Consider the following 20,708-nt stretch of genomic DNA (forward strand, 5'->3'; position numbering starts at 1 on the left):
TATGGCGCGCATTGAATGGGTCAAGCAGGCGCTGGACAACTGGGCGCTGTGGGCAGAACGCAACCGGGCCGGTGGCCTGGGCTATGCCACGCAGTCGGTGTTTCTGGCATGTGTGGTTGACCGGGATCATGAAGTCATCCTGCCGGTCGATGAGGTCGATGCGTCGGTCATGGACAAAGCGGTCAGCGCGCTCAAGGTGCCGGCACCGCACCTGTTCCAGACGCTGATGCTGTACTACATCAAGGGCATCGGCATCAAGGGCACAGCCCGGGCGCTGGGCCGCGCTGAGTCCACCGTGGCGGGCAACCTGGGCATGGCCGATGTCAAGCTGGCCCAGTGGTACACCGACCGCAAGGCGGCGCAAGACACACGCCGCAACGCGCGTTAGAAATAGTTTGTCCACATAGAGACTTCAGGTACATTTCAGGCAAGCTGTGGCTTCGGTGCATTCCGCATCAGGCTCAGCGTTTTATTCAACCCCGTCGGCTTTTGGCTTGCGGGGTTTTTTTATGCCCAAAGCTGCACCACGCCCTTGTACGAAAGTCGGCTGCGGTGCCCTGGTGCATGACGGCTCGGGCCGCTGTGCCAAGCATCCCAAGCCGGTATGGAACAAGCCTGTCACCGCCACGAAGCGCATCACGGGCCGGCGATTGCAGGCGATGCGAGCTGCTTTGTTTGCCGCGCATCCGCTGTGTGCTGCATGCGAGCGTCAAGGCCGGGTTGCCCTGGCCACGCAGCGGGACCACATCACGCCACTGGCTGAAGGCGGTGCGGATGATGCCGACAACGTGCAAGGGCTGTGCGAGCCCTGCCATGAGGTCAAAAGCAAGGCTGAAGCGGTGCGAGGCCTGCGCCGGTCACGATTTGCCTGAAATGCCTGTTTTTTAAGCATCTGCCTGTTTTTTGGGCATCTGCCTCATTTTTAGGCACCCAGGGGGGGTAAAAAAGTCAAAACCCTCGCCACCGGAAACCGACCGTTCCCCTCTTTTTTCACACGCGCAGGTTTCGGGGGGAGGGGTACTCTCCCGCTTGTCGGGTATGGCTTTTGAGCTATCAATTAAGTAGCAAGGAATTTCAGTATGACTGGATCACGCGGACCACTGCCGAAGCCAGCTGCACTGAAGTTGCTGGAAGGTAACCCCGGCAAGCGCGCGCTCGATTTATCGGACGGCGTGAACCCGCGCGTCGAAGTGCCGTCGATGCCCAAGCACCTGGGCGTCGAGGCGCGCAAGGAATGGAAGCGCATCACGCCGCTGCTGGAAGAACTCGGCCTGGTCAGCGGCCTGGACCGCGCCGCGCTCGGGCTGTACTGCCAGGCGGTGGGCCGGATGACTGAACTGGAAACCGCGTTCAACGGCAAGGTCGATTTGCTGGAGGCCAGCGGCAAGAAGTATGCCGACGCCGTGTACGAGGCCAGCCATGCGGTCACGCCCAGCGGCTACGCCCAGCAAAGCGTGATGGTGCAGCTGATCAAGTCGCACCGCGAGCAGGTCAACCGCTACCTGATGCATTTTGGCCTGTCGCCAGCGGCCCGCGCCCGGGTGCAGCCGTCGAACTACCTGCAGCAAGAACTGCCCGGCGTCGAAGCCAAGCCCACGGCCCAAGGCTTCGCCGCCTTTGCCCTCGTTCGATGACTGACCACATTGCCGCCGCACGCGGCTACATGCGCGACGTGCTTGAAGGCCTGGTCCCTGCTTGCAAGTGGGTCCGGCTGGCCGTGCAACGCCAGGAAGACGACCTGGCAAAACCCGTGTCCGATGAATGGCCATGGGTGTTCGACGAAGCCGCCGCCGCCAGGCCATGTCGCTTCATTGAACTGCTGCCGCACATCAAGGGCAAGTGGGCGCGCGACCGCAAGCTGATCGAGCTGGGGCCTTGGCAGTCATTCATCCTGACAACGATTTTCGGCTGGGTGCACAAGGACACCGGCCTGCGCCGATTCCGCGACGTGTACCTGGAGGTACCTCGCAAAAATGCGAAATCTACTTTTTCCAGCGGCGTCGCCCTGTACATGCTGACGGCTGACGGCGAGCAGGGCGCCGAGATCTACAGTGCTGCGACGACCAAAGACCAGGCGCGCATCGTGTTCGACGACGCCAAGGCCATGGCCGAGCGTTCGCCAGGCCTGCGCGACTTGGGCCTGGCTATCCTGCAACATGCGCTGACGGTGCGCGAAACCGCCAGCGCCTTCAAGCCGCTGGCCGCTGAAGGCAGCACGCTCGACGGCCTGAACGTGCATTTCGCCGTGCTCGATGAGCTGCATGCGCACAAAACCCGCGCCGTGTACGACGTGATCGACACCGCCCGGGGTGCCCGGGAGCAGTCGCTGCTGTGGAACATCACCACGTCGGGCACTGATTTGAGCGGCATCTGCTACGAACGGCGCACCTATCTGACCAAGGTGCTCGACGGCGTGATCGATGACCACAGCACTTTCGGCGTGATTTACTCGATAGACGACGGCGACAACCCTTTTATTGAAGCCAGCTGGGCCAAAGCGAATCCGAACTGGCTCCAATCTGTGCTGCGCGACGACATGGAAGCCGCCAGCCGCAACGCCGAGAACTCTGAAAGCTCCCGCAACAACTTTTTCACCAAGCGCCTGAATGTCTGGGTCAACGGCGAGAGCGCCTGGATGGACATGGTGGCCTGGGCCAAATGCGCCGACACCACGCTGCACCTGCCCGACTTTGCCGGCGAGAAATGCTGGATGGGCCTGGACCTGGCGCAGAAAAAAGACTTCGCCGCGCTGTGCCTGGTGTTCGAGCGTGATGGCGTGTGGCATGTGTGCACGCGTCTGTACTTGAACGAGCTGGCCGTGCAGGAAAGCGGCAATGCGCACCTGAGCGGCTGGGCCCGGGCCGGCCACGTCATCGTCACCGACGGCGACATCACCGACTTTGACGTGCTGGCCGAAGACATGCGCAGCTACTGCCGCCTGTTTGACGTGCAGGAAATTGCCTTTGACCCGGCGCTGAGCATGTACTTTGCCGGCAAGCTGATCGAAGAAGGCCTGCCACTGGTCGAAATTGCCCAGCGCGCCCTGTTTTTTACGCCGCCTTTGATCCAGGTCGAGAACCTGGTGCTGGAAAAGAAATTGGTATTTGACGGCAACCCGGTCATGACCTGGATGGTCAGCAACCTGGTGGTCAAGGTGTCCAAGTTCAACGAATTGCGCAGCCCGACCAAAGAGCGGCCCGAAAACAAGATCGACGGCCCGATGGCCATGCTCATGGCGCTCGGCCGGGCGCTGCAAAACCTACCTGTTGACAACTTTGATGATGTCATCAACAACCCGATCATCATGTAATGGCAAAAATTTTCACGACAGTGGGCCGCTGGTTTGGCTGGGGCGGGGCCTTGGGCGAAAGCGGGGGGCAGCAAAGCACCAAGCCCGGTTCATCCTTGACTGAAATCGCCCGCGACTTGGGTGTCGATGGCGCGCTGCAGATGAGCGCCGTGTGGGCCTGCATTGAGCGCCGCGCCAGCGCCGTGGCCAGCCTGCCTTTCTTCGTTTACGAGCAAAAAGCAGGGCAAAAAACCTTGGCCCGAACCGCGCGCCTGTATGCGCTGCTGCACGACACGCCCAACTCACGCATGACGCCCTTTGAATTTTGGCGCGCCATGATGATGAACCACGACCTGCGCGGCAACGCCTATGCGCGCATCGACCGTGCTGCCGACGGCGAAGCGGTGGCTTTGTGGCCCATGCCCGCCGACCAGGTCACGCCTTTTGTGCTGGATGACGGCGCGATGGCCTACGAATACACCATCAATGGCAGCGTCGCCATACTGGCTGAAACCAACGTATTGCACCTGAAGAATCTGGGCAACGGCACCGTTGGCCTGTCCAAGCTCGAATTCATGCGCGCCACCACCGACGAGCAAGCCAAGGCCGCAGACAACGCATCCAAGGTGTTCGGCAACAGCGGCAAGCCGACCGGCGTGCTGATGATTGACACCATTCTGAAAGACAAACAGCGCGAATCCCTGCGCGCCAGCTACGCCGAGCTGGCCAGCGGCAGCACCTCACGCCTGGCTGTGCTCGAAGCCAACATGAAATACCAGCAGCTCAGCATCAGCCCGCAAGACCAGCAGCTGCTGGAGACACGAAACTTTGGCATCGAAGAGATATGCCGCTGGTTTGACGTGCCGCCGGTGCTGGTGCACCACGCCAACGTCACCACCTGGGGCAGCGGCATTGCCGAGATCGTTGACGGCTTTCACAAGTTTTCATTGCGGCCCATGCTGGTCAACATCGAGCAGGCGGTGCGCAAGCGTGTCATGACCCCGCGCCAGCGCGCCACCATGAGCGCTGAATTCAGCCTGGACGCTTTGCTGCGCGGCAACCCCAAAGACCGCGCAGAGAACTATGCCCGGCTGCTGCAAAACGGCGTTATCAACATCGCCGAGGCGCGCCAGCTCGAAGGCTGGCCTTACATCGAAGGCACCGAGACGCTGCACGCCCAGTCCAACCTTGTGCCGGTGTCTAGCTTGGGAAAAGTTCAGGCCGCTTCGGGCGGTGGCGGCACGGTCATCGCGCAATGAAAGAAATCACACCATGAATTTGACAAAAACACTTAGCCTGTCAGCCACTGAGCTGAAATTCAATGCTGAAACGGGCACCTTCAAGGGCTATGCGTCGGTGTGGGACGGCCTTGATTCATACGGCGACACCATTAAAAAAGGCGCATTCCTTGACACTTTGCGCGACTACGGCATGCCCAAGATGTTTTACATGCACAAGTGGGACATGCCGGTGGGTAAATACACCAATGCAGACGAGGATTCGCACGGTTTTTGGGTCGAGGGCGAGACGACCCCGAATCACAGCCTGGCGTCAGACGTTCGTGCCGCCATGCTGCATGAAACGCTCGATGGCCTGAGTATTGGCGGCATGCTGGCCAAAGGCGACTTCAAAAGCACCGACCAGGGCGGCCGGCTGATCCACAAGTGGACAAGGTTGGTAGAGGTATCGCCCGTGGTGTTTCCTGCCGACAGCGCCGCGCGCATTGTTGACGTGAAGAATGTTGATTTTGAAGCGCTGTTGCCTGAGTGTAAGACAGAGCGAGATATTGAGCGGCTGCTGCGGGATGCAGGGCTGGGCAAATGGGAGGCCATGGCGATTGTCTCCCGCGCCAAGACGATCTTTGACGGGCGGGATGCCCAAAAAGACGGCGAGGCGAAAAGAATCGGCGAGATTTTGGCCCGAATCCAGAAACTCGCCGCATAGGCGTATCAGTTCCACCCTTTGGCCACCTTTTCAGGTGGTTTTTTCATTTTTAAAAAGGCAAATCAGCATGTCTGAAGCAATCCTCAAAGCACTCGACGCCGTAGAAGGCAAACTCACCGCCATGTCGCAAAAAGCCGACGGCGAAATGAAGTCTTTGGGCAAAGTCTCTGAAGACACCAAGACCGCCCTCGACACCATCGGCATCGAGCAGCGCACGCTGGCCGACCGCATGCTGGCCCTGGAGCAAAAATCCACTGCCACCAAAGACGATGAAGTCAAGGTCGAAAGCCCGGGCGCCGAGTTCGTCAAGGGCGCCGGCTACCAGGCACGCCTGAAGAGCCCGGATCAGCGCGGCAGCGTGCGGATGGAGGTGAAAAACACCATCACCAACGCCATCGGCAACACCTTCAGCGAACGCCGCCCCGGCATCGTCGAAGGCGCCTTCCGCGTCTTCACCATCGAAGACCTGCTGACCAGCATTCCGACCACCTCCAACGCCATCGACTGGGTGCGTGAAAACGTCTTCACCAATGCCGCTGCCGAAACGGCTGAAGGCGTGCAAAAGCCGCAAAGCTCCCTGACCTTCGTGCCCGGCACCATGCCCGTCAGCACCATTGCCCACTTCATCAAGATCACGCGCCAGCTGGCGATGGACAACGCCGCCCTGGCCGCGTACATCAACCGCCGCATGATCTATGGCGTGAACCTGCGGGTTGAAAACCAGCTGGTCGCCGGCAATGGCACCGCGCCCAACCTCAACGGCCTGACCAATGCCGGCAACTTCACCGCCCACGGCTACACCGCTGCATCGTTGACGGCGCTGGGCCTGTCGCCCACCAACCGGTTTGACCTGATCGGCAAGATGATGGGTGACGCGGCACTGGCCGACTACCCGTCCGACGTCGTGATCCTTAACACGGGCGACTGGTGGACCATGCGCCTGGCCAAAGACGGCCAGGGCCGCTACCTGCTGGGCGACCCCGGCTCCAGCGTGCCGCCAAGCCTATTCGGCCGCCCGGTGGTGGCATCCAACGCCATGACGGCCGGCAACGTGTGGGTCGGCAGCCTGGCCCAGGCCGCCACGCTTCACAACCGCGAAGGCGTGGTGGTCGAGATCAGCGACTCCGACGAAAACAACTTCCAGCTCAACTTGCTGACCATCCGCGCCGAACGCCGCCTGGCACTCACGGTTGAAAAGCCGGCCGCTGCCCGTTACGGCGCTCTCGTTCCCGCGTAAGCACCGGGTTTTCAATCGGCAAGGGGCCTGGCCAAGCGTCAGGCCCTTTGCATTTCAGGAGTTATTTCATGGAACAAGTCGAAGTCGAGATCACCGGCATGGTCATTACCCAGCGCTACGGCACGCTGAACACGGGCGACATTCTGCGCACCGACGCCGCCTTTGCCAAGCACCTGGTTGAGGAAGCCAACGGGGCCAAATACACCCAAGCCAAAAAAGCAACCCCCCTCACCGTGATGCTAAAAGCGGCTTCGGTGCGGCGTCAGGCACCCAAAACGGCACCTAAGCCCGCTGAAGACGCCGCGCCATACCCCGAAATTGCCAACGCTGAGGTTTCAGCCGGCGAGGCAAGCACCGCTGACGGCCAAAAGGCCGAACCCGCTGCAGCAGACGCAGCCGCTGAAAAAACCACCGAAGCCGAAGGCGAATAAATGCTGGTCGACATCGCCACCGCACGCCTGCACCTGCGGGTGGACGGCACCCAGGACGACGCGCTGATTGCGCTGTGGCTGGGTGCTGCCGGAGAGGCCGCCATGCAGCACCTCAACCGCAATGTGTATGCCGACAGTGCGACCCTGGCCGCCGCCGTGCTGGACGGCACGGCCGGCAGCGACCCGATGGTGGTGAACGACATGATCAAGGCGGCTGTGCTGTTGACACTGGGCCATTTGTACGCCAACCGCGAGTCGGTCAACACCGGCAGCACAGCGACCGAGTTGCCCAGGGGCGTAGATGATTTGCTGCAGCCGTTCCGTGTCGGGATGGGCATGTGACCATGCAAGCCGGAAAACTTGACCAGCGCGTCACCATCCAAGCGCCTGCCACCGGGCAAGATGCCTACGGCGAACCGCTGGCTGGCTGGGCTGACGTGGTGACCGTGTGGGCCAGCGTCACCGACTTGTCAGGCCGCGAGTTCATTGCTGCACAAGCGACACAGGCCACGGTCACCACAAAGGTGTTGATCCGCTGTAGGCCTGGAATCGTGGCAGCCATGCGGGTCATGCACAAGACCGATATTTACAACGTACTGGCCGTCTTGCGCCAAAGCCAAGACGGACTGCTGCTGATGTGTGAGAGGGGAATTGCCAGTGTCTGAATTCATGCAACTGACCGGCTTCAAGGAACTCGCCGCCGCCCTGCGCGAGCTGCCCGAGCGCGTGGCGCGCAACGGCCTGCGCGCAGCCGTCAACGCCGGCGCCGGCGTCATCAAGAAAGAAGCCATCGCCAAGGCGCCCGAAGACACCGGCGCGCTGAAGGCCAATTTTTACCAGAAGCAGATCCGCGAGCAGTCCGGCCCGATGCAGCAAACCTTTTACGTCGGCGTGCGCAAGGGTGTGGCCAAGTATGCGAACAACAAGGCCAACAAGCAGTCGGGCAAGGCCGGCAAGACCTACAAGGACGACGGCACCACGTTTTACTGGCGCTTCATGGAGTTCGGCACGTCGAAGATGGCGCCGCGCCCCTTCCTGCGCCCGGCCTTCGAGACCAAGAAAGAAGATGCCGTGAACGGCATCGGCGCCAAGCTCGACGAACGCATCCAAAAATATGCACGGGAGTTGGCCAAAACATGAGCGTTCAAACCGATTTCGTCGCGCTGGTGTCAGGCGCCGTGGCCGGACGCGCCTACCCGGCGGGCACCGCGTCAACCGTTACGCCTTACATCACCTATTCCCGTATCACCGCCATCGAGCAGGCCACGCTCGACGCCAACGGCGGCACCGGCAACCTGATCAACACCCGCCTGCAGATCGATGTGTGGGCGGCCAGCTACGGCGCGGCGCAAAGCACGGCTGCCGCGGTCAAGGCCGCGCTGAAAGGCTGGAGCAATGAAAACATCGTGCTGTCCGAAGAGGACGGCTTTGAGCCCGACACCAAGCTGCACCGCGTGATGCTTGACACCTCCATCTGGCATTTGTAGCCAGCACCCGTTTCTCAACCCGCCCGCTACTGAGCGGGTTTTTTCATCCAAAGGAAAATTGTTATGTCTGGAATTTCCGCCCAAGGCAGCACGCTGCACATCAACACCGGCACGCTGGCCGTCCCGGTCTGGCTCAAAATCAACGGCCTTTTGTCCTTCAGCGGCATGGACGGCTCGGCCTCCGACATTGACACCACCGACCTGGACAGCACGGCGATGGAATACATCAGCGGGCTGGTCGATGAAGGCAAATTCGGCTTTGAGATCAAACGCCTCAAGACCGATGCGGGCCAGATGGCTGTGCGCGCCGCCCGCATCAGCGGCGCCCTGACCGGCATGAAGCTGACGCTGCCTGACGCGGCCATTGCCACCTTCGCGATGCTGGTCAAGTCGGTGCCGACCGCCGGCGGCGTGAATGCCGTGCTCAAGGGTTCGGTGGATTGCAAAATCAGCGGCCCGGTGGTGTGGTCATGAGCGGGCTCCTGAGCAAAAGCGCCATCCTGGGCGCGTCCGACCTCAAGCACGAAGACGTGCATGTTCCGGCCTGGGGCGGCACCGTGCGCGTGCGCGCCATGACCGGCCAGGAACGCGACGAATTCCGCGCCGCCATCTCAACTGATGGAGCCATGCCGATGGGTAAATTCAGCGCCGCCCTATTGGTAGCGACTCTTGTTGACGATGCGGGCAAGCGCCTGTTTTCTGCCGAGGATATGGCTGCGCTGCATGCCAAAAGCGCCAAGTCGCTCGATGTGCCGGCGGCCGTGGCCATGCGACTGAACGGTTTGGGCGCCGGTGCGGTGGAGGAGGCCGTAAAAAACTCAGAAAGCGGCCAGAGCGACGATTCTGGTTCCGTCTTGCCAAAGAACTCGGCAAAAGCGTAAGGCAGGCCCAGCTCGAAATCAGTTCAGCCGAGTTCACCGAATGGCAGGCTTATTACGAGCTGGAGCCGTTCGGGGAAACGATAGCCGACTTGCGGCACGGCGTGGCTGTCTCTGTACTGGCAAACGTCAACCGCGACAGCAAGGCCCGGCCAGAGCCGTACAAGGCAGAGGACTTCATTCACTGGCGCGACACCGGCCAGCGGGTGGATGAAGCCGAGCCGGTGCTGCTGGATGACCCGGTGGCGCAGAGCAATTTGATCCGCGCTGCGATGTTCGGGAAGGCGCCGGATTGATGGCATGATTAGCCCCAACTAAACAGGGACTGATATGCATATTTTGATTCTTGCGGGTGCTATTTTTTTGACGGGTTGCGTGACCGTTCAGCCCCAGCAGCTACCGATCACAACGGAGCAGCGAGAGTTCATTTATGACTACCCAGCGCCCGGCAAGTCGCAAAAAGAGCTGTTCACCAGCGCCCGCAACTATCTGGCGCTGTCTTATGGCAACAGCAAGGCAGTGAACCGGGTTGAGGATGAAAAAGAGGGCACGATCATCGGCAAGGCCGTGGCGAACTGGAATTTATCCACCGGTTCGGTGATGATCCCCTCCATTCCGTGCGCGTCGAATTACGACATCATTTTTATTGCCAAAGACGGAAAAGCTCGTTTGCAGTTGACGCTTGTAGATGGTAAAGCAATTGCCAGTTGCGGGTGGGCCTCGCCGCCAAAGCAGGACTATCCGCAGATCGTCAGCGAGTTCAACGCCATTGCTGAATCCATGGGAAAGGCGCTTAAAAACGACTCTGCAGTAGATCGACTGAAGAACTTCTGACCGAGACACAGCCCGCCGCGCTCGGGCTTTTTAATTCCAAGGCTCACGCTAACCCGTGGGCCTTTTTTATTTGGATAAAACATGGCCGCATTGGGTTCTTTGGTCGTTTCGCTTGAAGCCAATATGGCCAAGTTCACGGCAGACATGGGGAAAGCGGCCTATCAGACCGAGCAAGCGATGAAGAAAATCGATGCCACCAGCGCGCAAGCGCAAAGGGCTTTGGCCGGTCTTGACGCGACAGCTGCATCGGTAAAAATGGCACTTGCCAGCTTGGCCACTGTGGCAGTGGGGGGTATGGGTATCGGTCAGATCATCACCCTGACGGACGAATACACCAAGTTCCAGGCACAGCTCAAACTCGCGGGCGACTCGCAGGCCGAGTTTGTCCAGTCATTTGCCGATGTGCAGCGAATCGCCAAGGGTTCGCAGGCCGACATAGCCGCCACTGGCGTGCTGTATGCCCGCATCATGACAAGCACGAAAGAGCTTGGCCTGGCGCAGCAAACGGTCGCCGACATCACGGAAACAGTCAATCTTGCGCTGAAAGTCAGCGGCGCCACGACGGCTGAGTCGGCATCAGCCACGCTGCAGCTGTCGCAGGCCTTTGCCTCTGGCGCTTTGCGTGGTGAAGAATTCAATGCGGTCAATGAAGCCGCACCACGGCTCATGAGGGCCTTGGCTGAAGGTATTGGCGTTCCTGTGGGCGCACTCAAGCAGATGGCCACAGACGGAAAGCTGACCAGCGAAGTCTTGGCAATGTCTTTGCCCAAGGCGCTTGCAGATCTGCGAGAAGAAGCAAAAGCCATCACTACCATCAGCGGCGCTTTCGTCAATCTCAAAAATGAAGTGATGCTGTTCGTCGGTGCTGAAGCGCAAGCCAGCGGCTCTGTCAGCGTGCTGACCACCGGCATCAATGGCCTGACGAACAATTTGGGACTCTTGACCGGCGTCACCGTCACGCTGGGGGCCTCCAAACTGGCCCAGTGGACCGCAGGGGTTGCCGTTGAGTCGTATAAAGCTATGGCAGCAAGCCAGGCGCAAGCCGTGGCGACACTGGCATCCGCACAGGCGCAGGTGACCGCTACAACCTCGTCGGTGGCACTTGCGACAGCGCGGGTAGCAGAGCTCCGTGCCTCTGTGCTGTCGGCTGAAGGTGCTGTGGCACTTGCTGTGGCCACCAATGGCCTGATTCCTGCACAAGCCCGCGCTGCAGCCGCTTCAGTGGCCCACACTGAGGCATTGATAGCACAATCTGTTGCGCAAAAAGGTGCTTCGCTTGCGGCGTCTACCGCATCAGGTGCGCTCGCGCTGCTGGGTGGCCCCATTGGCGCCATTACCACTATTTTGGGGTTGGGTGTCACGGCCTGGATGCTGTGGGGGAAGTCGTCCACGGATGCCAACGCCGATGCCCTGGCCAGCACGCAGACCAGCTCACGTGAGATCACTGCCTTGCTGGACAAGCAAATCCATAAACTGCGCGAGCGCTTGGCCCTGGCTAAAAACGGGCAGGCTGAAATTGCCAAGCAAGACAGCGCAGGCGCGCAGGATGCCGCACAGACACTTGGAAAATTAAACACGCTCAAAGCCAAAGGCAACCAGCTGACTGGCGTTGAGCGAATTGAAATGGTGGAACTGCAGGGGAAATATGACGAGCGCATCAAGCAGCTGGGCACGGTCAAGGAGTTGAGCGATGGGATTGCTGCGGTGGGTCAGCAATCCAAGGCAGACGAATGGATGACCAAATATGCCAACAAAGCAGAAAAGCTGGCCACCGAATTAAAAAAGGCCAAAAAAGATATGGGCGGGGCCTTCACGCCAGAAATTGAAAAGCGCATTCGAGAGGAATTTGCAGAGAAAACGCCAAAAAGCCCAAAGGGGCCAAAAGGCAAAGACCCGGATGCCGACTACAGGGCTTATGTAAAAAATCTGCAAAACCAGATTTCTAAGACCAACGAGTTGACGCTGTCTGAAAAACTGCTGTCTGACATTCGCAATGGCACGTTGACTGTTGACGTTGGACAAGAGGCACGGCTAAAGGCCATTGCTCAGGAAATCGACTCGACCAAGGAAGCGATTCGCATTTCCACTGAGCGTCAGGTCTTGCGCCAGAAAGACGAACAGGACTCGATCAACGCCATCCGCGAGATCGAAGCGGAAAAGACGAAGGAAACGGCGCGCAATGCAGCCAATGTGGAGCAGATCCGCATCGGCCTGATGAGCGAAGTTGACCAGGAAGTGCTGGCCTATGGCCTGCGCATGCAGGAACTGCAGAAATTCCACGATGACAAGGCTGAAAACGTCCGGCTGGTCAATGAAGTTATGGAAGCCGAGACCGCCCGGCATGAGCAGGCCAAGGCTGATATGCAGGCTGCACATGAAATGAATTCGCTCAGTATGTATGGCGAGACTGCAGACGCGCTCTATGGACTGATGCAAAAGGCCGGACAAGAGCAAAGTGCACTGGGCAAAGCTGCATTTTTGGCAAGCAAAGCCATCGCCGTTGCTGAAATCATCATGCAGACCAACGTGGCCGCGCAGAAGGCACAAGGGCAGCTTGGCATCTTCGGCTTGCCTATGTCGGGGATTATTTTGGCAACAGGCTATGCCCGAGCCGGCATGGTGGCGGGCATGGCCATTGCCGAGGTCAGCGCCGAGGGCGGCTACGACATCCCGGCCGGCAAGAACCCGATCGCGCAGCTGCACGAAAAAGAAATGGTGTTGCCCCAGGCGCAGGCCGATGTGATTCGCGGACTGGCGTCAGGTGGCGGCGCCGGCGGCGAGATGAAGCTGACCATTGTCAACAACACCAGCGCGCCCATCGGCCAGGTGACCGAGCAGCGCATCAGCGCCACCGAACGCGCCCTGATCATCCAGGAGGCGGTCGGCACCGTGGCCTCGCAGATGGGCGACCCCAACAGCAAGACCAGTCGCGCCTTTGGCCGCAACTTCAGCGCCCCGAGGAGCCGCTAAGTGCCCACCATGCCCACCGGCCTGGTGCCCACAGTGGCGGCCTACTCGCACGACGGGCCGGGCGGCGTGCTGCGCACCGAGACGGCCGGCGGCCCATCCCGCTACAGCGTGGAATACGACGGGGGCACGCAGCGCTTTTCCGTGACGCTGGTGTTGGATGCCGGCCAGCTCGTGCTGTGGGTGCTGTTTTACACACGCACGATCAAAAAAGGCGCCGTGCGCTTCGGCATGCGGCTCGACAGCGGCCTGGGCACCGCCGAGCACCAGGTCAACATCGTGCCCGGCAGCTACTCGGCCACGCGCACCGGCGGCATCGTCACGCTGGTGTCGTTCGTCGTCGAGGCCCAAAACATGGCCTACGGCCTGAGCGACGCGGCCGTGGCGGCCTACGGGCTGAGCGCGGCCGCGCTGCCAGCCGGTTTCACGCCCACGGTCGCGGCCTATTCAGTCGAAGGCGCGGGCGGCGCGGTGCGTGACGGCATTGCCGGCGGCGTGGCGGCCTATGCGCTGGACTACGACCGGGGCCTGGAGAAATTCAGCGTCACCCTGATGTTGACGCCTGACGAGTTCGCCGTCTGGACTGTCTGGTACCACCGGCTGGTCGGGAAGGGCGCGCGCTCGTTCACCATGCCGCTGGACAGCGGTTTCGGCACCGCGCCGCACCTGTGCAACATCGTGCCGGGCAGCTATTCGGCCGCGCGCACCGGCGGCCGGGCGATGGCCGTGTCCTTCGTCGTCGAAGCTGAAAACATGGCCTACGGCATGACCGATGCCGAGGTCGATGCCTTGATCAGCATCTACACCGTGCTCGGCCCGGATGCCGATGCCCTGCTGGCCAGGCTCGAACGCTTCGCCACCCTGGACACCCTGGTGCTCAACTTCTAAGGCCAAAAAATGAGTCAAGCTATCAACAAAACCTTAAGCCTCGACCAGGGCGCCACCTGGATGCTGTCCTTCGAATACCTGGACGACGACGGCCAGCCCATCGACCTGACCGGCTGCACGGCCCGCATGCAGCTGCGCGCGACCCCGGCCACGCCGGTGCTGCTCGAACTGTCCACGCAAAACACCCGCCTGTTGCTGGCGGGCGCCACCGGCATCATCGAGCTGCTGGTCGATGCGCCGGCCACGGCTGCCCTGAGCTGCGAGTCCGGCGTGTACGACCTGCGGGTGACCTTCCCTGGCGGGCGCGTCGACGTGGTGATGGCCGGCCGGTTCTGTTTGGCCCTGGCGGTGACGAAATGAGCGCCATCATCCGGCGGCCTGCGCCCAGGACCCTGCGCGTGATCGCCTCCGGCCCGGCGGGCACGGCAAAAAACTTTGTGCCCACTGTCATCGGCATGCCTTATTTGCTGCGCCGCCTGGCCGTCCTGGCCAACCACGACACCCGGGTGCTGGCGCCATGAGCCTAAACCTAGAAGCCCGCCTGCGCACCTTCCTGGCCTCGGCGCCGCAGACGATCCACACCGTGCAGACGCTGGAGATATGGCACAGCGCCATGTCCGAAACCTATCACCTGTGGCGCGAGCCTTACGTCAGCACCACGTCGGTGTCCGGCGTCGTGCGGGTCATGCGGCCGGTGAATTTTGAAATCAAGCTGGCCGGCAGCGAAGGCCACCTTGACCAGAAATTCAGCATTGCCATCTCCACGGTCGATGAAGAAAACACGCTGCGCAACGAACTCGACCGCATTCCGGTGGACACGCTGGAAAAGATCGTGATCATCTACCGCGAATTTTTGAGCGATGACCTGAGCGTGCCCCAGGCCAGCGCCCGGCTGCAGGTCGAGTCCATCAGCTACGCCAAGGGCGTGGCCAACATCACCGCCGTCTCGCCGCGCCTGTCGATGCTGCGCACCGGCGAGAGCTACACACCGAAAGACATTCCGATGCTGAGAGGCTTTTTATGATCGTCAATGACTACCTGGCCAAGGACTACGGGCTGCAAGGCTGCTGGTCGCTGGTGGCCGACGTCGTGGCCACCGAGACCGGCGCCACGCCGCTGACCTTTCGGACCATCAACCGCTCGGTGCGGCAGATGGCGTCGGAGTTTCGCATCGCGCTGAGCAAAGGCCAGCATGGCTACGTGGAATCGGCCGAGCCGGTGAACCTGTGCATCGTGCTGCTGGGCAAGACCGAGCGTGTCGGCATTCACCATTGCGGCATCTACTTTGAGGGCAAGGTGCTGCACGCCCTGACCGGCATCACGCTGTACGAAGAACTGTCGGTGATCCGCGACGCCTTCGAGGTCGTGCAGTTCTGGGCCAAGGCATGACGCGCATCCGCCTGTATGACCACCCGTTTGCCGTGGTGGCGCCGCAAGTCTTTGAGGCGCCCAGCCTGGCCGAGTGGCTGCTGGCGCACTATGGCGATGTGCCCGAGGTCAAGGTGCAGATCTTCAAGGGCGAGCCGTCCACTGAAAACGAAATCAGCCACGACGCCCGCGCCATCCTGGCCGGCGACTGCGCCGAATACGTGATCCTGCAAAGCCCGGGCGGGTTTGACCCGTTCACCTGGGCAATCATCATTGCCGTGGCGGTCACGGTGGCCACCATCCTGCTGATCCCCAAGCCGGTTCTGCCGGGCAACATCAACCGCACCCAGCAGTCGCCCAACAACGCCCTGGGCAGCCGGGAGAACCAGGTGCGCCTGCTGGAGCGGGTCGAAGACATCTACGGCACGGTCAAGAGCATCCCGTCGCTGATGATGCCGACCTACAACAAGTACATCGGGCACCGCAAGTTCGAGTATGGGTACTACTGCGTCGGGCGCGGCTACTACAGCCTGAGCCAGCTGCGCGATGGCGACACATTGATCAGCGACATCAATGGCGCCAGCGCCGCGGTGTACGGGCCTTTCACCAGCCCGAACAGCGGCCACGCGCCCGAGCTGCTGATTGGCGACGCCATCATTGACGACGTGCTGACGGTCAGCCGTGCCATCGAGGTGGACGGCCTCACGCTCAAAGCGCCCAACCAGGGGCATCTGCCCGGCTCTGCGCAATACAGCTATGCGCCTGGCGGCGTGATCACGCAAACCGCCAGACAGCCCAATTTCAACGCTGTGTGCGCCGTGGGCGACCAGATCGCCGTTGTTATGGATGTTTATACGATCGAAGTCTCGCCGGGTTTTTATGAAAACCACGACTACACCGGCACGTACACGATTGTTAGCGTCGGCGATGGCACCATCACCGTCAGCGGAATGTACTGGCCGGTCACGATCCCGGCTGACCTGATCACGGCCGACCCGCCGCCACCTGATACCGGAGGGAGCGCGTAATGGCCAGCACCCCCATCTATTCGACCGTCCAGCTCGTGGGCGCGAGCGACCGCACCGACTGGATCACGCTGCCCGATGCCGGCCGCACCGAAGTCTGGTGCAACCTCATTGCGCCCAATGGCCTGTTCAAGGACAACGGCGGCAAGAGCGTGGCCAGCGTCAGCTATGCCGTCGAGATCGAGAAGCTGAGCGCCGGCCTGGCGCCGCTGGGCATCGTCGAGACCGTCACCGGCACGCTGTCGGGCTCCGTCAGCGAAGAGCGCGCCGAAACCGTCGAGCACGCCACCGCGTGGACCGGCCCGGCCCGCGTGCGCATGCGCCGCACCACCGATTACGACTACGGGTTTAGCGGCACGGTGCAGGACGAAATCAAGTGGGCCGACCTGTACAGCGTCAGCCCGGTGTCCAAGACCGAGTTCGGCAACAAGACGACGATCCACACCGTGACCCAGGCCACGGCCCGCGCCACGGCGGTCAAGTCCCGCCAGGTCAACTGCATTGCTTCGCGCAACCTGCCAGCGTACAACGGCTCGACCTTCAGCGGCACGCTCGATGCGACCGGCCGCTTCACGGGCGGCACGCTGGTGGCGACCAGCCGCATCGTCGACATCATCGCCGCCGTCAGTGCCGACCCCAAGATCGGCGCGCGCGACCTGGCCACGGAAGTCGATATGGCGCAAATCTGGAGCGTGCAGCAGCAGCTCGACGCCTGGAATCCGGCCTGCGGCCAGTTCAATTTCACCTTCGACAGCGACAACGTGTCTTTTGAAGAGACGATCATCAGCATTGCGAACGCGGCGTTTTGCATCGCCTACCGGCAAAACGGCAAGCTGCGCCTGGCGCTGGACCGGGCGCAGGCCGCCAGCACGGCGCTGTTCACGCACCGCAACAAAAAGCCGAACGCCGAAACCATCACGCGCAAGTTCGCCAGCGATGCGGAATGCGATGGCGTCGAGTTCGTGTATGTGGATCCGGACAGTAACCAGTCGGAAACGATCACGCTGCCGCTCAGTGGCGCCTACACGAAACTGAAGAAGTACGAGATTGCCGGTATCCGCTCGTTTTCACAGGCATGGCTCAGGGCCAACCGCGAATACCGCAAGCTGGTGGGCCAGCGCATCAGCATCGAGACCACGACGACGCTGGATGCCCGCAGCTTGCTGCCCAACAGCCGCATCGACGTGGTTGACAACACCCGGTTCAAGTGCTTTGACGGCGAAGTCGTCGGGCAGGCGGGTCTGGAACTCACGCTCAGCCAGGGCGTGGCCTTTGCGCCCGGCCTGCCGCACTCCATTGTGCTGATGCGCCGCGATGGCTCGCTGCAAAGCATCCCCGTCACCGCCGGCAGCGCAGCGAACAAAGTCATCCTGCAAAGCCTCCCAAGCGAGGCCATCACGACGCAATACGGCGCCGACGGCATCCGCACCATTTACAGCTTTGCCGCCGACTCGGCGCGCGGCGCCATGGCCTGGCTGGTGCAAGAGATTGACCTGTCCGACCCGCAATATTGCACCGTGCGCGCCATCAACTACTCGCCCGACTACTTCGCCGCCGATTACGCGGCGATTCCGCCCAAAGCCTCCGTCATCAACTGACCGTTCATCAACCCACGCAAAGCGCCTTTTTACAGGCGCTTTTTTTATTTCAGAAAGGTTTACATGCCAGCCATCAATATCACGGACTTGAACAACGCAAAACTGGACGTTGACCACATCGCCGCCATCGCCACATCATTGGGCCCGACGGCAACAGATCGGCTAGGCCACATCAAGCAGACGATGCAGGGGGCAACAGATGCCATCACAACCAAGGTTGCAGCCGTCGAAGCTGCAAAAAACAACGCTGTTGCCAATGCTATCCCGGCCGCTATTGCGTTAGTCGACGAGGCCGTGGCGGCTACTTATGTGGGCCAAGCGGGTGCGGCAAAGGACGCTGCTGTGGCGGCCAAGAACGGCTCAGAGCTTGCCCTGAGCGCAGCGCAGGCCAACGCTGGCATCAAAGACACCACGGCCATCGGTATTACAGACACGACATCGACTGCCAACAAGTATTTTTGGACGCCGGTTGTCGGCAGTACCGACTTGCTGATTCTTTGGAAAAACGTGGCAGGCGTGGCAGTCGAGCAGGGGCGCTACCCAAGCAGTGCATTCATTGCATCAAGAACCCCGCTTGGCTTAGCGTGGTCAGTTCTTGACGACAGCGGCAATGCAGCTATCGGCATCACAGACAATGGCACATTCCGCGCCGCCAAAGTCCAGTTCGATTCGCAGTCGGTGGGGGGGGCAGCAGTGGAAGATGCCGTCACGCCAGGGTATGTCTGGACTGTGCGGGATGAGGCGGGCAATGTGGCTCTGGGGTTGCGGGAAGATGGGAAGCTGGAGTCTACGCCGCTTGAGAAGCCCGGTTCAGCCGCACCCTTGGTCGAGCGCTACGGCGGCACCTATTCTGCGCAGCTTAATTTTATTGCCACGCAAGGGCAGTCGCTGGCGGGCGGCTCGGACGCTGCCCTCACCACCGTGCAAGAGTACGACAACATCGGCTTTGGTGCTATGTCTACCAGTCCCGGTAGCGCCAGTGCGTTGACCGTGGCTAATACGCAAACATCGCAGGGTGGAGAAAATCCGATGTACGGCACATCCGGCCACATCAAGGCGTTGATTGCTGCCGAACATGGCCTGAGCTACACCCTGAATGACTACCAGCTACTGTCTTGCTGCAACGGCAACAGTGGTGAGACGATTGACCGGCTGAGCAAAGGGGGTGCAACTGGCATGTATGAGCGGTCGATTTCGCAGGCAGCTTCAGGCAAGGCCATCGCAACCAGCAGCGGGCGGTCGTTTGCTTGGCAGGCTATCACTTGGACGCAGGGCGAGTCAGACGCCGCAATGCCAAAAGGGACGTACAAATCCAAGCTCAAACAGATGATTGCCGACTACCAGATTGACGGCAAGGCTGCAACTGGACAAATCAGTCCTATTCTGTGCATTGGCTATCAGCTGAGCGGCTATGCAGCCCGTGACACGATTGCGCCTGCACAACTTGAGCTTAGCGAAGAGTCCCCGCTTTTCAAGGTAGCCACACCGATCTACTTTATGGACTTCTACGATGGAACCCACCTGAAAGGCCAGTCGTCGAAGTGGTTAGGCGGGTATTACGGACTTGTTTACAAGCGTGTGCTCATTGACGGCAAGGACTGGCAACCACTCAAGCCTGTGCAGCATGCTGTCTTGGGTAACACCCTGGACTTGTACTTCAACAAAGAGGGCCTGGTGTTTGACACGGTTGGCATGCCCGCACAGGTCAATCAAGGCATCACTGTATTCGACGGTGCTTCGGCGGTAGTAGCTATCAGCGCAGTCTCAATTGTTGGGCCTAACCGTGTGCGGCTGACGTTCGCCACACCCCCACAGCCCGGTTGGACGGTCAAGTATGGGCATATCAATGTGGTTGGAAAAACCAATTACACAGGCGGCGGTGGCAACCTGCGCGACTCAGCAGGCGACCAGCTGGTTTATGCCGCCATTGGCAAGCCAATGCACAACTGGTCTGTCCTGTTCAGCCGCACCATTTAACCCACCCTCGAAAGATTCTCATGCCTTTTTCAATCAAAATAGCTGGTGCCAACTTCACCAATGTCGTGGACAAGACCGTCCCCTATGCCTCCCTCATGTCCGGCTTTTGGCTGTTCGGCGGCGATCAGGCCCAAAGCCTGAAAAACCTTGCACCGAATGCCATTATCCCCAATGCTTCGCTGGTCGGTACGGGGGTTCCTGCCTACCGGCAGGGCTACGTGGAAATGAGCTTCGCTGGGGATAACGCCAGCGCCATCAATTCCGGCATCACGCTGAACCCGACGCACCCGTTCACCTACATTGTGGTGGCGGACTTGATTACCGGGGGCGCAGGACTCCAACGCGGTTTGTGCGGAACTTGGCACAGCGGTATTACCGGCAGCGACATTGTTCAAGGTTTCTCGCCTTCAACGCGCGTAGGCGGAGCGTTCTCTGGGGGTGCAGCCTTATTAACGGCCCCCATCTCTACTCTGGCTGCAGGGTCTATTGGCTTTGCAGCCAGTTCGGCCAGCGCTGCAGCGGGCCCGGCGCTGTACACCCATGACGGCACAGGGATGCAAGCTATTACAGGGGCAGCAGTCGTAGCACCCGCTGTTAACACCTTTCGCATTGGCCCGTTCGGTGCGCGTCCCAGCAGCACCAGCCAGCCTGCGCGCTGGGCGGCATCCATGTTGTTTCCCTCGGTGATGACGCAGGCGCAGTTGCTGGAGCTGCGCGACTACCTCAAGTTCAAGCTGGAGAAGCGTGGCGTGGTGATGGTGTGAGGTCAAGCATTTTTGGTGCTG

26 protein-coding genes are annotated in these 20,708 nt (G+C 60.8%); all 26 read left to right on the plus strand.

Features of this window, described 5'->3' with window-relative positions:
- Nucleotide 1 precedes the first annotated feature (1 nt).
- The 26 genes from RCH06_RS09150 to RCH06_RS09275 all read left to right on the plus strand — a co-directional run bounded on the left by RCH06_RS09150 (nucleotide 2) and on the right by RCH06_RS09275 (nucleotide 20,687).
- Nucleotides 2-388: an antiterminator Q family protein gene (locus RCH06_RS09150; RefSeq protein ID WP_327081146.1), complete on the plus strand. Its 387-nt coding sequence runs from the start codon at nucleotides 2-4 to the stop codon at nucleotides 386-388.
- A gap of 121 nt (nucleotides 389-509) precedes the next feature.
- Entirely contained in the window at nucleotides 510-872 is a 363-nt protein-coding gene (locus RCH06_RS09155) for an HNH endonuclease (RefSeq protein ID WP_327081147.1), read from the plus strand.
- 207 nt (nucleotides 873-1,079) lie between these two features.
- Complete coding sequence (locus tag RCH06_RS09160) at nucleotides 1,080-1,634, plus strand: phage terminase small subunit P27 family (protein WP_327081148.1); 555 nt, start codon at nucleotides 1,080-1,082, stop codon at nucleotides 1,632-1,634.
- Nucleotides 1,631-3,310 (plus strand): terminase large subunit, encoded by a 1,680-nt coding sequence (locus RCH06_RS09165; RefSeq protein WP_327081149.1) that lies wholly within the window; start codon nucleotides 1,631-1,633, stop codon nucleotides 3,308-3,310. The genes RCH06_RS09160 and RCH06_RS09165 overlap by 4 nt, the downstream gene beginning before the upstream one ends.
- Entirely contained in the window at nucleotides 3,310-4,548 is a 1,239-nt protein-coding gene (locus RCH06_RS09170; RefSeq protein ID WP_327081150.1) for a phage portal protein, read from the plus strand. Before RCH06_RS09165 ends, RCH06_RS09170 begins: the two co-directional genes overlap by 1 nt.
- Nucleotides 4,549-4,561: 13 nt before the next feature.
- Nucleotides 4,562-5,233, plus strand: coding sequence for an HK97 family phage prohead protease (locus RCH06_RS09175; RefSeq protein ID WP_327081151.1), 672 nt, complete (start codon nucleotides 4,562-4,564; stop codon nucleotides 5,231-5,233).
- Between the two features lie 67 nt (nucleotides 5,234-5,300).
- Nucleotides 5,301-6,470 carry a phage major capsid protein gene (locus tag RCH06_RS09180; protein WP_327081152.1) on the plus strand — a complete coding sequence of 390 codons (1,170 nt, stop codon included), beginning with the start codon at nucleotides 5,301-5,303 and terminating at the stop codon, nucleotides 6,468-6,470.
- 68 nt (nucleotides 6,471-6,538) lie between these two features.
- Nucleotides 6,539-6,901 carry a hypothetical protein gene (locus RCH06_RS09185; RefSeq protein ID WP_327081153.1) on the plus strand — a complete coding sequence of 121 codons (363 nt, stop codon included), beginning with the start codon at nucleotides 6,539-6,541 and terminating at the stop codon, nucleotides 6,899-6,901.
- Complete coding sequence (locus RCH06_RS09190; RefSeq protein WP_327081154.1) at nucleotides 6,902-7,243, plus strand: head-tail connector protein; 342 nt, start codon at nucleotides 6,902-6,904, stop codon at nucleotides 7,241-7,243. It abuts the gene before it with no gap.
- 2 nt (nucleotides 7,244-7,245) lie between these two features.
- The gene (locus RCH06_RS09195) at nucleotides 7,246-7,566 is read left to right on the plus strand and encodes a phage head closure protein (protein WP_327081155.1); all 321 of its coding nucleotides are present in this window, start codon (nucleotides 7,246-7,248) and stop codon (nucleotides 7,564-7,566) included.
- Nucleotides 7,559-8,041: an HK97-gp10 family putative phage morphogenesis protein gene (locus RCH06_RS09200; RefSeq protein ID WP_327081156.1), complete on the plus strand. Its 483-nt coding sequence runs from the start codon at nucleotides 7,559-7,561 to the stop codon at nucleotides 8,039-8,041. Before RCH06_RS09195 ends, RCH06_RS09200 begins: the two co-directional genes overlap by 8 nt.
- On the plus strand, nucleotides 8,038-8,388 hold the full coding sequence (locus tag RCH06_RS09205; protein WP_327081157.1) for a DUF3168 domain-containing protein: 351 nt from the start codon (nucleotides 8,038-8,040) through the stop codon (nucleotides 8,386-8,388). The genes RCH06_RS09200 and RCH06_RS09205 overlap by 4 nt, the downstream gene beginning before the upstream one ends.
- 63 nt (nucleotides 8,389-8,451) lie before the next feature.
- A complete protein-coding gene (locus tag RCH06_RS09210; protein WP_327081158.1) occupies nucleotides 8,452-8,862 on the plus strand; it encodes a phage tail tube protein in 411 nt (136 codons plus the stop codon).
- Nucleotides 8,859-9,269: a hypothetical protein gene (locus tag RCH06_RS09215; protein WP_327081159.1), complete on the plus strand. Its 411-nt coding sequence runs from the start codon at nucleotides 8,859-8,861 to the stop codon at nucleotides 9,267-9,269. Before RCH06_RS09210 ends, RCH06_RS09215 begins: the two co-directional genes overlap by 4 nt.
- Nucleotides 9,270-9,286: 17 nt before the next feature.
- Nucleotides 9,287-9,562: a phage tail assembly protein T gene (locus RCH06_RS09220; protein WP_442799632.1), complete on the plus strand. Its 276-nt coding sequence runs from the start codon at nucleotides 9,287-9,289 to the stop codon at nucleotides 9,560-9,562.
- A 34-nt stretch (nucleotides 9,563-9,596) separates the two neighbouring features.
- The gene (locus tag RCH06_RS09225) at nucleotides 9,597-10,100 is read left to right on the plus strand and encodes a DUF4468 domain-containing protein (RefSeq protein WP_327081161.1); all 504 of its coding nucleotides are present in this window, start codon (nucleotides 9,597-9,599) and stop codon (nucleotides 10,098-10,100) included.
- 81 nt (nucleotides 10,101-10,181) lie between these two features.
- Nucleotides 10,182-13,070: a tape measure protein gene (locus RCH06_RS09230; RefSeq protein ID WP_327081162.1), complete on the plus strand. Its 2,889-nt coding sequence runs from the start codon at nucleotides 10,182-10,184 to the stop codon at nucleotides 13,068-13,070.
- Nucleotides 13,071-13,955 carry a hypothetical protein gene (locus tag RCH06_RS09235; protein WP_327081163.1) on the plus strand — a complete coding sequence of 295 codons (885 nt, stop codon included), beginning with the start codon at nucleotides 13,071-13,073 and terminating at the stop codon, nucleotides 13,953-13,955.
- Between the two features lie 9 nt (nucleotides 13,956-13,964).
- Complete coding sequence (locus RCH06_RS09240) at nucleotides 13,965-14,315, plus strand: hypothetical protein (protein ID WP_327081164.1); 351 nt, start codon at nucleotides 13,965-13,967, stop codon at nucleotides 14,313-14,315.
- Nucleotides 14,312-14,476, plus strand: a complete 165-nt coding sequence (locus RCH06_RS09245; protein WP_327081165.1) for a hypothetical protein — start codon at nucleotides 14,312-14,314, stop codon at nucleotides 14,474-14,476. Before RCH06_RS09240 ends, RCH06_RS09245 begins: the two co-directional genes overlap by 4 nt.
- Nucleotides 14,473-14,979: a DUF1833 family protein gene (locus RCH06_RS09250; RefSeq protein WP_327081166.1), complete on the plus strand. Its 507-nt coding sequence runs from the start codon at nucleotides 14,473-14,475 to the stop codon at nucleotides 14,977-14,979. The genes RCH06_RS09245 and RCH06_RS09250 overlap by 4 nt, the downstream gene beginning before the upstream one ends.
- Complete coding sequence (locus RCH06_RS09255) at nucleotides 14,976-15,344, plus strand: hypothetical protein (RefSeq protein ID WP_327081167.1); 369 nt, start codon at nucleotides 14,976-14,978, stop codon at nucleotides 15,342-15,344. Before RCH06_RS09250 ends, RCH06_RS09255 begins: the two co-directional genes overlap by 4 nt.
- Nucleotides 15,341-16,351 (plus strand): hypothetical protein, encoded by a 1,011-nt coding sequence (locus RCH06_RS09260; protein WP_327081168.1) that lies wholly within the window; start codon nucleotides 15,341-15,343, stop codon nucleotides 16,349-16,351. Before RCH06_RS09255 ends, RCH06_RS09260 begins: the two co-directional genes overlap by 4 nt.
- On the plus strand, nucleotides 16,351-17,946 hold the full coding sequence (locus RCH06_RS09265) for a host specificity factor TipJ family phage tail protein (protein WP_327081169.1): 1,596 nt from the start codon (nucleotides 16,351-16,353) through the stop codon (nucleotides 17,944-17,946). Before RCH06_RS09260 ends, RCH06_RS09265 begins: the two co-directional genes overlap by 1 nt.
- 63 nt (nucleotides 17,947-18,009) lie before the next feature.
- Nucleotides 18,010-19,923: a sialate O-acetylesterase gene (locus tag RCH06_RS09270; protein WP_327081170.1), complete on the plus strand. Its 1,914-nt coding sequence runs from the start codon at nucleotides 18,010-18,012 to the stop codon at nucleotides 19,921-19,923.
- Nucleotides 19,924-19,943: 20 nt separating this feature from the next.
- A complete protein-coding gene (locus RCH06_RS09275) occupies nucleotides 19,944-20,687 on the plus strand; it encodes a hypothetical protein (protein WP_327081171.1) in 744 nt (247 codons plus the stop codon).
- The last annotated feature ends 21 nt before the right edge of the window (nucleotides 20,688-20,708 follow it).

The sequence above is a fragment of the Polaromonas sp. CG_9.5 genome (assembly GCF_035984465.1).
Taxonomy (GTDB): domain Bacteria; phylum Pseudomonadota; class Gammaproteobacteria; order Burkholderiales; family Burkholderiaceae_C; genus Polaromonas.